Source organism: Pseudomonas sp. CLCA07, from assembly GCF_053615335.1.
The window spans coordinates 891585-904281 of sequence record NZ_CM132131.1 but is presented as its reverse complement, the minus strand read 5'-3'; the positions used below and the strand labels follow the sequence as shown (position 1 = coordinate 904281).

Below are 12697 nucleotides of genomic sequence, written 5' to 3'. Positions count from 1 at the left end.
ACGTTCCTTTTCCCTCCGAACAAGCCCCGACATGTTCAGACCTCTCTTCGTATTTATTGGCACGCGTTATACCCGTGCAAAGCGTCGCAATCATTTTGTGTCGTTCATTTCCCTGACTTCAATGATCGGACTCGCCCTTGGCGTGGTGGTGATGATTGTCGTGCTGTCGGTCATGAACGGTTTCGATCATGAGATGCGCACCCGCGTGCTGGGCATGGTGCCCCACGCGACCATCGAGTCCGGTGAGCCGATCAGTGACTGGCAAAGCCTGGCCGCGAAGGTCAAGAAGAACTCGCAAGTGACGGCCGTCGCGCCGTTCACTCAGATGCAGGGTTTGCTGACCAACAACGGCAAAGTCTCCAAAGTCCTGCTCAATGCCATCGATCCTGCGCTGGAGCGTAACGTCTCGATCATTGATAACTTCATGCAGCAGGGCAAACTCGACGATCTGGTCCCGGGTGAATTCGGCATCGTCATCGGCGACAAGGCTGCGGCCAAGCTCGGCGCCGCTATCGGCGACAAGCTGACGTTTGTTGCGCCTGAAGTCACCGTGACCCCGGCCGGCATGTTCCCGCGCATGAAACGCTTTACCGTGGTCGGCATCTTCCATGTCGGCGCTGGGGAGCTGGACGGTTATCTGGGTATCACCAACTTGCAGGATCTGGCCAGGCTGCACCGCTGGAAGCCGGATCAGGTACAGGGCATTCGCCTGAAGTTCGACGACCTGTTCCAGGCGCCGCGCACCGCGTGGAGCATCGCCCAGCAGCTCGGTGAAGACCATTTCTATGCCCGCGACTGGACGCGTACCCATGGCAATCTGTATCAGGCGATCCGCATGGAAAAAGCCATGATCGGTCTGCTGTTGCTGCTGATCGTCGCCGTTGCCGCCTTCAACATCATTTCCACACTGGTGATGGTGGTGAACGACAAGAAGGGCGACATCGCGATATTGCGCACATTGGGCGCCACGCCGCGCACGATCATGGCGATCTTCATGGTGCAGGGCACCGTCATCGGGGTGGTCGGGACGCTGATTGGTGCCGTGGTCGGGATCTTCGCCGCGTTGAACGTCAGCGCAGCGATCTCGGCCCTCGAAGGCCTGATCGGCCATAAATTCCTCAACGCCGACGTGTACTTCATCGATTACCTGCCGTCGCAAGTGCAGAGCCAGGACGTCTTGATGGTCTGCGGCGCCGCGTTGGTCCTGAGTTTCCTCGCCACCCTGTATCCAGCCTGGCGTGCCGCGCGCACCCAGCCGGCGGAGGCGCTACGTTATGAGTGAGTCGGGCATGAGTGATAAAGCAATCTTGAGCTGCCGCAACCTGGGCAAATCCTACGAGGAAGGCCCGGAGTCGGTAGAGGTTCTGGCCGGTCTGCAACTGGAACTGCATCCGGGTGAGCGCGTGGCGATTGTCGGCAAGTCGGGTTCCGGCAAAAGCACCTTGCTCAATATGCTGGGCGGGCTTGATACGCCGACCAAGGGCAGTGTCTGGCTCGACGGTGAAGAACTCTCGGCGCTGAGCGAGAAGAATCGCGGCCTGCTGCGTAACCGCGCCCTCGGGTTCGTGTACCAGTTCCACCACTTGCTGCCGGAATTCACCGCGCTGGAAAACGTCTGCATGCCGCTGCTGATTGGCAAGACGTCGATCCCGGAAGCGCGTCAGCGTGCGACGGCGTTGCTGGAGCGGGTAGGGCTGGGGCATCGTCTGGAACACAAACCGGCCGAATTGTCCGGTGGTGAACGCCAGCGTGTGGCTATCGCTCGTGCTCTGGTGAACAATCCAGGGCTGGTGATGCTTGATGAGCCGACCGGCAACCTCGACTCCCACACCGCCCAAGGCATTCAGGATTTGATGCTGGAACTCAGCACGTCGATGCGCACCGCGTTCCTGGTGGTGACCCACGACATGAACCTGGCCCGCCAGATGGACCGCGTCCTGCATTTGCAGGAAGGTTGCCTGACACCCATCTGATTGAGCAAAACCCGACGTACCAGACGGTACGCCGGGTCTTTTATTTTTATACGGTGCCCCAGCGAATGTTCAGACCGTTATCGATCTTCATCGGCGCGCGCTATACCCGCGCCAAGCGCCGCAATCGCTTTGTTTCCTTCATCTCGATGACTTCGATGATCGGCCTCGCCCTCGGCGTGCTGGCGATGATTGTGGTGTTGTCGGTCATGAACGGTTTTCAGCGCGAAATGAGCTCGCGCATCCTCGGCATGGTGCCGCACGCCACCATCGTCGGCGTGAACCCGATCGACGATTGGCAGCCTGTCGCCGCGGCCGCGATGAAAAATCCGCAAGTGACGGCGGCCGTGCCGTTCACCGAGATGGAAGGCATGCTGTCCTACAAGGGCACGATGCAGCCGATCCAGGTCAGTGGCGTCGATCCTGCGCAGGAAGGCAAGGTGTCGATCGTTGCCCAGCACATTGTTCAGGGGCGTCTTGATGCCTTGAAGCCGGGTGAATTCGGTGTGGTGATCGGCGAGATCACGGCGCGTCGTTTCCGTTTGAACGTCGGCGACAAGCTCACCCTGATCGTGCCGGAAGTCAGCACCGCACCGGGCGGGATTACCCCGCGCATGCAGCGCCTGAACGTGGTCGGTGTGTTCAAGGTCGGTGCTGAGCTGGACGGTTCGATGGCTTTGATCCACGTCGCCGATGCCGCGCAGATGCAGCATTGGGAACCGAATCAGGTGCAGAGCGTGCGTCTGGCGGTTAAGGATTTGTACGCCGCGCCTCAAGTATCGAGCGACATCGCCAGCAGTTTGGGTGCCGCATACAAGGCTGACGACTGGACCCACACCCAGGGCAGCCTGTTCAGCGCGATGAAAATGGAAAAGACCATGATTGGCCTGCTGTTGCTGATGATTGTCGCGGTGGCGGCGTTCAACATCATCGCGACCTTGATCATGGTGGTGAACGACAAGGGCGCGGACATCGCGATCCTGCGCACCATCGGCGCCACTCCGGGGCAGATCATGGCGATCTTCATGGTCCAGGGGACGGTAATCGGAGTTGTCGGGACCTTGATCGGCGGCGTGCTTGGGGTCATTGCGGCGTTGAATGTCAGTGAACTGGTGGGCTGGATCGAGCGGGTGAGTGGGCAGCACATCTTCAGTTCGGATGTGTATTTCGTCAGTAACCTGCCTTCGGAATTGCAGGGCGCGGATGTGCTGTTGATTTGCTCGGCAGGGTTCATCTTGAGCTTCCTTGCCACCGTGTATCCGGCGTGGCGTGCGGCGAAGATCGAGCCGGCTTACGCGTTGCGGTATTCGTAAGCCGTTACACCCTCATCGCGGGCAAGCCCGGCTCCCACAGTTGGTCGAGTTGAATCACACATTTGTGAACGACTCCAAACCCTGTGGGAGCGGCGGTGCGACGATTCGACTTGCCCGCGATGAGGTCGGTACTGCTGGCCTCAATCTCCTTTGGGTAACTCAATCACAAACCGCGTCCACCCATTCTCCGATTCGCAACGAATCTGCCCACCATGGGCACGAATGATCGACTGAGTAATCGCCAGTCCCAACCCCGCATGTTCACTGCTGCCCTCCTGGCGCGCCGGATCGGCTCGATAAAACCGGTCAAACAATCGCGGCAGCAACGCCCCGTCAATGCCGTCGCCGCTGTTCTCAACCGTCAGACTCAACCCTTTAACCTGATCAACAATCCGCACCCGAACCTCGCCCTCGGCCGGCGTAAACCGCAACGCGTTGTCCAGCAAATTGGAAAGCGCCCGCCGCAACATGCTGCGGTCACCCTCCATCCGTGCACTACCTTCACGACTCAGCGCCACCTTGGCGTCTTCAGCCAGCGGCGCAAAAAACTCCAGCAACACATCCGCTTCTGCCGCGAGCTCCAGCGGTTCACGCTTGGGCGTCAGCAACCCGTGATCCGCCTTGGCCAGGTACAACATGTCGTTGACCAGTTGCGCCATCCATTGCAGCTCTTCGAGGTTACTGTGCAGCGCCTCGCGGTAATCCTCGATGGGTCGGGGGCGGGTGAGGGTGACCTGCGTGTGGGTCAGCAGATTGGACAGCGGCGTGCGCAGTTCATGGGCGATGTCAGCGGAGAACGCCGAGAGCCGTTGAAAAGAGTCGTCGAGGCGTCCGAGCATGGCGTTGAAGCTGTGGGCCAATTCCGCGAGTTCGGGCGGCATGTTCTCTTCGGGCAGACGCGCATTCAGTGATTGCGCCGAAACACCGCGGGCGACCGCACTCATGCGTCGCAACGGGCGCAATCCACTGCGCGCCGCCCAAGCCCCGAGCAGGGCAGTGGCCAACGCTGACAACCCAACGGTCAGCCAGATCAGATGCTGCATGCGTTGCAGAAAGTGCTGGTGATGGGTGATGTCCAGTAACAAGGTCAGTTGTGGGGAGTCAGGTTTGTCGACGAACAACGGCGCATTCAACACTCGGTAGTCAGTGCCGTCGTCGTTCAGGGTCGATAAACCCGGTTTTTGCGGGAGCTTGTCCGGCAGCTGCGCCGAACTGTCATACCAGCGCTGGCCATCACTGCCGGTAATTCGCAGCGACAAATCGGCCTGCCGGCTCAATTCATCCGCGAGTCTGATTTGGTTGTCGCTGGATTGAATATCGTGAAGTGCCCGGCGTAAACCAATCAACTTGCCGTCCAGCAACTGCTGATCGAGTTCGACGAAGTGCGCTTCACTGGCGCGGCTGAACAACACCCCGGCGAACAGCGAAACCACCGCCGTGCAGGCCGCAAACAGCAACGCCAGACGGCTGCTTAACGAAAGATGCCGCATCAGGCTGAACGCTCTTCAAGGACGTAACCCATGCCGCGCACGGTGTGGATCAGTTTGTTGGGGAATTCATCGTCGATTTTCAGGCGCAAACGACGGATGGCGACCTCGATCACATTGGTGTCGCTGTCGAAATTCATGTCCCAGACCTGAGAGGCGATCAGCGATTTGGGCAGGACTTCGCCCTGGCGACGCAGGAGCATTTCCAGCAGGGCGAATTCCTTGGCCGTCAGGTCGATGCGCTGGCCGTTGCGCTCAACGCGGCGGCGGATCAAGTCCAGGCGCAAATCGGCCAGTTGCAAACTGGTTTCCTGTGGCGAGGCGCTGCCACGACGCAACAGGCTGCGAACCCGGGCCAGCAGTTCGGAGAAGGCGAATGGTTTGACCAGATAATCGTCGGCACCGAGTTCAAGACCGTGGACTCTGTCTTCCACCGCGTCACGGGCTGTCAGAAAAAGCACCGGCGTGTCGAGGCCCGCACTGCGCACTGCTTGCAGAATCTGCCAGCCATCGCGGCCGGGCAACATCACGTCGAGAATCAACAACGCGTAGTCACCGCTCAGTGCCAGTTGTTGCCCGGTGCGGCCGTCGGCCACCAGTTCGGCGTTGAAACCGGCCTCGCTCAGGCCCTGACGCAGGTAGTGGCCGGTTTTCGGTTGGTCTTCGACGATCAGCAGTTTCATGGGCGACTCTGGGTAAATTGAACGTACGCTTTATACCGTGGGCAGCGTGGATACAGATCAACCTGACAAAGTTGTAATCTGGCTGTCAGGTTGCGGGCAGTGGCAGCAGTTTAGAGTTTTCCACAGGCTGAACCTTATCTTGTTGGAGTACGACGATGTTTTTGCGCAAATCTTTGCTGCGGGTGGCGTGTTTGTTGGCGTTGAGTTCGCCGGTGTGGGCTGCCCCGGCGCATACCTACGAATTCGGCCAGCCCGCTATGGCGGCCAAGGCGACTCGCAGTATTGAAGTGGTGATGGGCGATATGTCGTTTACTCCCAAGGCCATCGAGATCAAGGCCGGTGAGACGGTTCGCTTTGTGCTGGTGAATAAAGGCCAGTTGTTGCACGAATTCAACCTGGGTGATGCGGCGATGCATGCCAAACACCAGCAGGAAATGTTGCAGATGCAGCAGAGCGGCATGCTGACGCCTACAGGCATGAAGGAAATGGACCACGGTTCGATGGCTGGTATGGATCATGGATCGATGAAACACGACGACCCGAACAGCGTCCTCGTCGAGCCGGGCAAAACGGCGGAACTGACCTGGACCTTTACCAAGGCCACTAGCCTGGAATTTGCCTGCAACATCCCCGGCCATTATCAGGCTGGTATGGTCGGCAAGTTGACTGTCAGTCAGTAAGCACTCAATGGCGGGCGCAAAGGCTGGTAGAATCCGCTGATTCTTCAGTCAGGTTTCCGCCATGCATCCCGCAGCCGAACACTCGCCGCTGGGCAAATCCAGCGAATACATCGCCACTTACACGCCGTCCTTGCTGTTCCCGATTCCGCGCACAGCGAAATGGGCCGAGCTGGGCCTGACGGCTGAAACCCTGCCATACAAGGGCGTGGATTTCTGGAACTGCTTCGAGCTGTCGTGGCTGTTGCCGTCCGGCAAGCCCGTGGTGGCGATTGGCGAGTTCAGCATCCCGGCGGATTCGCCGAACATCATCGAATCGAAGTCGTTCAAGCTGTACCTGAACTCGCTGAATCAGACGCCGTTTGCCGACACAGCGAGCCTTGAGGCTACGCTGGCGAAAGACCTGTCGGCCGCCGCCGGCAAACCGGTTGGCGTGCGCATTCGCAGTCTCAAAGACGTTGAAGCCGAAGGCGTCGTGGCGCTGCCGGGCGTATGCATCGATGATCTGGATATCAGCGTCAGCAACTACGAGCATCCGCGTCCGGAACTGCTGCGTTGCGATGAGTCGCTCATTGTCGAAGAGAGCGTGCACAGTCATTTGCTCAAATCCAACTGCCCGGTCACCAGTCAGCCGGACTGGGGCAGCGTGGCGGTGGAATACCGCGGCGCGGCATTGGATCACTCGAGTTTGCTGGAATACATCGTGAGCTTCCGTCAGCACTCGGACTTTCATGAACAGTGCGTGGAGCGGATTTTTCTCGACTTACAGCGGTTGTTGAAGCCGGAGAAGTTGACGGTGTATGCGCGGTATGTGCGCCGTGGCGGGTTGGATATCAACCCGTATCGCAGCACCGAGACTGTTCAACTGTCGAACCACCGTCTGGTCCGTCAGTGAAGATCAAGTGTGGGGGCGGGCTTGCTCGCGAATGCGGTGAATCATTCAACATTGATGTCGTCTGACACTCAGCTATCGCGAGCAGGCTCGCTCCCACAGGGGGATTGCATACAAATCCCGGATATGAAAAAGCCCCGCTAGCGATAGCGGGGCTTTTTCGTATCTAGCGGGTTCAGATCCCCATGTTGCCCAGGGCTTGCACTATGTTGCGCAAGGTGCCGGCAAGGGTCGGGTGTTCGATTTCGAAGCGTTCAACGGCCAGGTTCACATTGTCGGCGAGGCTGGAGTCCTGGGTTTTGGTTTCGAGCTCCAGTTCCAGTTCGATCTGTTGCATCAGCGCGTGCAGGTCTTCGCGCTCGGCTTCGGTCAGCGGTGGATTCTGTTCCAATTGCTCGCGCAGAGTATTGAGCTGTTCTTGCAGTTCGCGGGCAGGCATGGCGTTCTTCCTTTTATCGATAGGCACTGGCATAGACCGCAGCCTCGTGCCAAAGGTCTATGGCTGACCTTTAGATTAATCCACTTGCGCGCAACCTGCATGATCTCGGTCAGGGCTTTTCGCCTTTGAGCCGGCGCAGGCTGATATCGGCCAGGCAGGTGTCGAGTTCGCCCAGATGATCGATCACCGAATGCACGCCCAAGTTGAATAACTGCATCGTCGCCTTGCCGCGTAAATGCTCGCGTTCCTTTTGACTTAACGCATGCCATTCGCTGGGCGCGAGGCCGCAGAGCGAGCCGCAGGACGCGAGGCCAATCGTCCATAGCCCGGCATTCAAACCCGATTGCAGCAATCGCGGTTCGCCGCTGACCAGCACACAGCCATCCAGACGTTCGACATTCAACGCCATCAGGGCTTGCCAGCAAGCATTCGGTGCGGGCCATGGGTTGATTGTTGCAGGGTGTTGCGAAGAGCTGATCCAGGAAGGCAGGGTCACGGCCAGAGAATGACTGAGGGCAGGGGGTAGTTCATCGAGCCAGGCGCAGGGAATTTGCTTGCGCTGCAAACTGCGCAGGCTGTCCAGCGCACCGGGAGTGGCCTCGGCGTGCTCCGCAGAATAAACCCCGTGTTGGCGCGTCCGGGCGCCGAAATCCACCAGGCAACCGCTGAGGCCGAACAAGACGGCGGTCAAGCTGGGTGCTGCAATGGGCAAGGTTTCAGCGTTTGGCATATCAACGTCCCTGAAATAGTGACAAGGCTATGCGGCGTCAGTGACAGTTGAGTGACATTGGTGTGAAGCGCTCTCAATCAGGGCGATTCATCTGTAGGCGAATGTGCACGATGCTGCATAAACCAGCTTTTCCGACTTATACTAACTAGCTTAACGCCCGGGCCGAGTGCCCGCGCCAGTAATAATCCAAGGAGTTTTTCTATGCGCTGGAGCAATCATCTCGCTCAGCTTTGTGTGTGTGCCAGCGTGTTGCTGGTTCCGTTTGTGGCTCAGGCTGCTTCGGAAGACGACCCTTGGGAAAGCGTTAACCGTCCGATCTTCAAGTTCAACGATGTGATCGACACTTATGCACTCAAGCCTGTTGCTCAGGGTTATGAGTTCATAACGCCGCAGTTTCTGGAAGACGGCATCCACAACATGTTCCGCAACGTCGGTGATGTCACCAACCTGGTGAACAACATTTTGCAGGTCAAACCGACCGCCGCAGGTACTGATACGGCACGCATCATCTTCAACACCACGTTCGGCCTGCTGGGCTTTTTCGATGTGGGTACCAAGATGGGCCTGCAACGCAACGACGAAGACTTCGGCCAAACCCTCGGCTATTGGGGTGTCGGTAGCGGTCCTTACGTGGTGCTGCCATTGCTGGGCCCAAGCACCGTGCGTGATGCGCCTTCCAAGGTCGTCGACAGCTACACCGGCCCGTACCCGTACATCAACGATGTGCCGGTGCGTAACTCGGTCTTCGGCCTGAACGTCGTCGACACGCGCGCCAGCTTGCTGTCGAGCGAGAAACTGATCACCGGTGACAAGTACACCTTCATTCGTAATGCGTACTTGCAGAACCGCGAATTCAAAGTCAAAGACGGCCAGGTCGAAGACGATTTTTAATCTCGATCGGTAATACGAAAAAGGCGGCCATTGGGCCGCCTTCTTTCGTTTGGATCCGGCTTATTTTATCTTCAAGATTGTAAGCCCGAGTTTCTGAGCATCACCGTCCACTGACTTCACCCACACCACCTCGGTGTCTGCCTCAAGGCCTTTTAATGCGGCGTGATCGGAGTCGATGCGCACGATGAGCCGGTTGCCGACGTTGAATTCACGCTTCGCTTCAACCTGCATGCCACTGCTGGAAAGGTCGATGCAGACGGCTGAAGCCTCATCGCCTTCCTGAATCAACGACACCTCGGCATCGACTCGCATGCGGATGAAATAGCGCTTTTCGCTGTAGTCCCGACCGGTTTGACTCATGGTCTCGATCCTTCCATTGGGTTACGAATTTGTCTGTTCTTATAACTCTCGGTGATTTGACAAATAAAGACGCCAAGCGACCATCGGCGTGAGCTTGAAACGCCCCGCGGATGGGAGTACCGTCTGCGCCTTAGAAGGGCACCTCTGGTGTACGTGTGAGTAGGGCAAGTGCTCGAAAACGGTGCAGCAGAGAGGCTAGAAAGCGAATCCAGTAGTGTGAGCCGGGCCAAAGCCCTGCCTGCTACGCCAACCTAATTCTGGCGCCGTTTGCCCACATGCCAAAAACCAGTGCCACGCTGCTGATAATCGATGATGACGAAGTAGTGCGCGCGAGTCTCGCGGCCTATTTGGAAGACAGTGGTTTCAGTGTCCTGCAGGCCAGCAACGGCCAGCAGGGTCTTCAGGTATTCGAGAAAGATAAGCCCGACTTGGTCATCTGCGATCTGCGCATGCCGCAGATGGGCGGACTCGAACTTATCCGCCAGGTCACTGAGCGGTCTCCGCAAACCCCTGTGATTGTGGTCTCGGGTGCCGGCGTGATGAACGACGCGGTCGAGGCGTTGCGCCTGGGCGCTGCGGATTACCTGATCAAGCCTCTCGAAGATCTGGCTGTGCTCGAGCATTCTGTGCGCCGAGCCCTGGATCGCGCGCGTCTGCTGCTGGAAAACCAGCGCTACCGCGAGAAGCTGGAAAAGGCCAACCGCGAGCTCGCCGCCAGCCTGAACCTGCTCCAGGAAGACCAGAATGCCGGTCGCCAGGTGCAGATGAACATGCTGCCGGTCAGCCCCTGGACCATCGACGAGTTCCAGTTTGCGCACCAGATCATCCCGTCGCTGTACCTGTCGGGTGATTTTGTTGACTACTTTCGGGTCGACGAGCGTCGGGTAGCGTTCTACCTGGCAGACGTTTCCGGGCATGGCGCCTCTTCAGCCTTCGTTACCGTGCTGCTGAAGTTCATGACCACGCGCTTGCTGTTCGAATCCAAGCGCAGCGGCACATTGCCGGAATTCAAGCCTTCAGAGGTCCTTGGTCATATCAACCGAGGCCTGATCAGTTGTAAGCTGGGAAAACACGTCACAATGGTCGGTGGAGTCATCGACGAGGAGACAGGTTTGTTGACCTATAGCATCGGTGGTCATTTGCCGTTGCCTGTGTTGTACACGCCAGACAGTGTTCGTTATCTGGAAGGGCGTGGTCTGCCGGTGGGCCTCTTTAATGAAGCCACCTACGAAGACCACGTGCTGGAGCTGCCGCCGACGTTCAGCCTGACGCTGATGTCTGATGGCATTCTGGACCTTTTGCCAGAACCCACACTCAAAGAAAAAGAAGCGGCGTTGCCCCAACGGGTCAAGGCTGCGGGCGGCACCCTGGATGGGCTGCGGCAGGTTTTTGGATTGGCCACGCTTGGGGAGATGCCGGATGATATCGCCCTGTTGGTGTTGAGCAGGAATCTTTAATGAGTACCGGTAGAATCCAGTTCGCCGAGCAGGACGGCACCTTCGTCCTGAAATTCGTCGGTGAAGTACGCCTGACCCTGTGTTCGGCGTTGGATGCGACTATTGATCGGATCTTCACCGCGTTGAACTTTAATGCGATCGTGATCGACCTGACCGAAACCCGCAGCATCGACAGCACCACCCTTGGCCTGCTGGCCAAGCTGTCGATCCTGTCGCGGCAGAAGGTCGGCCTGCTGCCGACCGTCGTCACCACCCACGAAGACATCACCCGTCTGCTGGAATCCATGGGTTTCGAGCAAGTGTTCAACATTGTTGACCAACCTGTGCCGTGCCCGGAATGCCTGGACGACCTGCCAGACCAGGACCAGTCCGAAGAAGTGGTGCGTATCAAAGTCCTCGAAGCACACAAAATCCTCATGGGCCTCAATGACCACAATCGCGAAGCGTTCCATGACCTGGTGAATGCGCTCGAGCGTCACTGATCGGCTTAAAGTGATGTGGGCCTTACGGGCCCCATCGCAGGCAAGCCAGCTCCCACATTAGCCTCCGTCGTAAGCACTATCGCGACCCACCACAGAACCCCTGTAGGAGCCGGGCTTGGTCCGGGCGGCGATCCGACGATGGGGCCATCACATGCGCCATATCCCTCCACGCACAGCCATCCAAATCCAAGTTCAACGCACAAAAAAGGGCGAACCCACCAAGGTTCGCCCTTTTTGCATTGCCTTGAACTAGATCACAGCTTGGCCTGCAACAGCGCCTCAAGCTTCTCCTGATCCCGAGCAAACTGACGAATACCCTCAGCCAGTTTCTCAGTCGCCATTGCATCCTCGTTGGACAACCAACGGAACTGCGCTTCATTCAAGCTCAGGCGTGCTTCACCGGCATGCCCAGGTGCCAGCTTGCGCTCCAGCTTGCCAGTATCTGCCGCCAGCTTCTCCAGCAGGTCCGGGCTGATTGTCAGGCGATCACAACCCGCCAACTGCTCGATCTGGCCCAGGTTACGGAAGCTCGCGCCCATCACCACAGTCTTGTAGTCATTGGCCTTGTAGTAGTTGTAAATCCGCGTCACCGACTGCACGCCCGGATCATCCGCGCCGATGTAGTCGTTGCCGTTGGTTTTCTTGTACCAGTCGTAAATCCGGCCCACGAACGGCGAAATCAGGAACACACCCGCATCGGCACACGCCGCCGCCTGAGCAAAGGAGAACAACAGCGTCAGGTTGGTCTGGATGCCTTCTTTTTCCAGCGTCTCTGCCGCGCGGATGCCTTCCCAGGTGGAGGCGATCTTGATCAGCACGCGGTCACGGCCAATGCCGGCCTTGTCGTACAACTCGATCAGACGGTGCGCACGCTTCAATACGGCGTCAGTGTCGAACGACAGGCGCGCATCCACTTCGGTGGAAATACGGCCCGGTACAACCTTCAGAATCTCTTGCCCGACCGCAACACCAAAACGGTCGCTGGCCAGGCCCACATCGCCTTTGCAGTCGTGAACGCAAGCATTCAGCAACTCGGCATACGCAGGGATAGCCGCGGCTTTGAGCAGCAGGGAAGGGTTGGTGGTAGCGTCCACCGGTTTAACGCGAGCGATCGCTTCGAAGTCGCCAGTATCGGCAACCACGGTGGTCATTTGTTTAAGTTGTTCCAGCTTGGAAGTCATGAGCGTGCTCTGTCCTGTGGGTCTAATGACATTACCCGAGCGCTGACAGCCACTCAAGGGCGCATGTACGTATCGATGGCCCCAGCGGCAACAACCTGAAAACGGCTGTTTGAATGGCGGGGCGCGGTATCGATA

The 12697-nt window shown here is 58.2% G+C and carries 14 protein-coding genes; 8 read left to right on the top strand and 6 right to left on the bottom strand.

The window, feature by feature from the left end; genetic code table 11:
• The first annotated feature begins 31 nt into the window (after positions 1-31).
• The 3 genes from ACWGZX_RS04245 to ACWGZX_RS04235 all read left to right on the top strand — a co-directional run bounded on the left by ACWGZX_RS04245 (position 32) and on the right by ACWGZX_RS04235 (position 3283).
• A complete protein-coding gene (locus tag ACWGZX_RS04245; RefSeq protein WP_223511659.1) occupies positions 32-1282 on the top strand; it encodes a lipoprotein-releasing ABC transporter permease subunit in 1251 nt (416 codons plus the stop codon).
• Positions 1283-1289: 7 nt separating this feature from the next.
• Entirely contained in the window at positions 1290-1973 is a 684-nt protein-coding gene (gene lolD, locus ACWGZX_RS04240; RefSeq protein WP_162830870.1) for a lipoprotein-releasing ABC transporter ATP-binding protein LolD, read from the top strand.
• 65 nt (positions 1974-2038) lie between these two features.
• Positions 2039-3283, top strand: a complete 1245-nt coding sequence (locus ACWGZX_RS04235) for a lipoprotein-releasing ABC transporter permease subunit (RefSeq protein WP_452627409.1) — start codon at positions 2039-2041, stop codon at positions 3281-3283.
• Between the two features lie 140 nt (positions 3284-3423).
• Here ACWGZX_RS04235 and ACWGZX_RS04230 read toward each other — a convergent pair whose 3' ends face one another.
• Together ACWGZX_RS04230 and ACWGZX_RS04225 are read right to left on the bottom strand one after the other, a co-directional pair.
• Complete coding sequence (locus ACWGZX_RS04230) at positions 3424-4773, bottom strand: heavy metal sensor histidine kinase (protein ID WP_452627408.1); 1350 nt, start codon at positions 4771-4773, stop codon at positions 3424-3426.
• A complete protein-coding gene (locus ACWGZX_RS04225; protein WP_452627407.1) occupies positions 4773-5453 on the bottom strand; it encodes a heavy metal response regulator transcription factor in 681 nt (226 codons plus the stop codon). The genes ACWGZX_RS04230 and ACWGZX_RS04225 overlap by 1 nt, the downstream gene beginning before the upstream one ends.
• A 155-nt stretch (positions 5454-5608) precedes the next feature.
• Here ACWGZX_RS04225 and copI point away from each other — a divergent pair, with 155 nt between their 5' ends.
• Together copI and queF are read left to right on the top strand one after the other, a co-directional pair.
• On the top strand, positions 5609-6133 hold the full coding sequence (gene copI / locus ACWGZX_RS04220; protein ID WP_452627406.1) for a copper-resistant cuproprotein CopI: 525 nt from the start codon (positions 5609-5611) through the stop codon (positions 6131-6133).
• A gap of 61 nt (positions 6134-6194) precedes the next feature.
• Positions 6195-7025, top strand: a complete 831-nt coding sequence (gene queF / locus ACWGZX_RS04215; RefSeq protein ID WP_452627405.1) for an NADPH-dependent 7-cyano-7-deazaguanine reductase QueF — start codon at positions 6195-6197, stop codon at positions 7023-7025.
• A gap of 172 nt (positions 7026-7197) precedes the next feature.
• On the opposite strand, the gene ACWGZX_RS04210 is transcribed toward queF, so the two are convergent.
• Both ACWGZX_RS04210 and ACWGZX_RS04205 read right to left on the bottom strand, forming a co-directional pair.
• Positions 7198-7461, bottom strand: coding sequence for a DUF4404 family protein (locus ACWGZX_RS04210; protein ID WP_452627404.1), 264 nt, complete (start codon positions 7459-7461; stop codon positions 7198-7200).
• Positions 7462-7570: 109 nt separating this feature from the next.
• Entirely contained in the window at positions 7571-8191 is a 621-nt protein-coding gene (locus ACWGZX_RS04205) for an HAD family phosphatase (protein ID WP_452627403.1), read from the bottom strand.
• A 201-nt stretch (positions 8192-8392) separates the two neighbouring features.
• Between ACWGZX_RS04205 and ACWGZX_RS04200 the strand changes: the two genes are divergently transcribed.
• Positions 8393-9082, top strand: coding sequence for an MlaA family lipoprotein (locus tag ACWGZX_RS04200; RefSeq protein WP_452627402.1), 690 nt, complete (start codon positions 8393-8395; stop codon positions 9080-9082).
• A gap of 60 nt (positions 9083-9142) precedes the next feature.
• Here the strand turns inward: ACWGZX_RS04200 and ACWGZX_RS04195 are convergent, their stop codons facing one another.
• Entirely contained in the window at positions 9143-9442 is a 300-nt protein-coding gene (locus ACWGZX_RS04195) for a PilZ domain-containing protein (protein ID WP_452627401.1), read from the bottom strand.
• Positions 9443-9717: 275 nt separating this feature from the next.
• Here ACWGZX_RS04195 and rssB point away from each other — a divergent pair, with 275 nt between their 5' ends.
• On the top strand, positions 9718-10899 hold the full coding sequence (gene rssB, locus ACWGZX_RS04190; protein WP_223511648.1) for a two-component system response regulator RssB: 1182 nt from the start codon (positions 9718-9720) through the stop codon (positions 10897-10899).
• Positions 10899-11381 carry an anti-sigma factor antagonist RssC gene (rssC, locus tag ACWGZX_RS04185; protein WP_007943680.1) on the top strand — a complete coding sequence of 161 codons (483 nt, stop codon included), beginning with the start codon at positions 10899-10901 and terminating at the stop codon, positions 11379-11381. The genes rssB and rssC overlap by 1 nt, the downstream gene beginning before the upstream one ends.
• Positions 11382-11635: 254 nt before the next feature.
• Here the strand turns inward: rssC and tal are convergent, their stop codons facing one another.
• Entirely contained in the window at positions 11636-12562 is a 927-nt protein-coding gene (gene tal / locus ACWGZX_RS04180) for a transaldolase (RefSeq protein WP_452627400.1), read from the bottom strand.
• Positions 12563-12697: the final 135 nt, after the last annotated feature.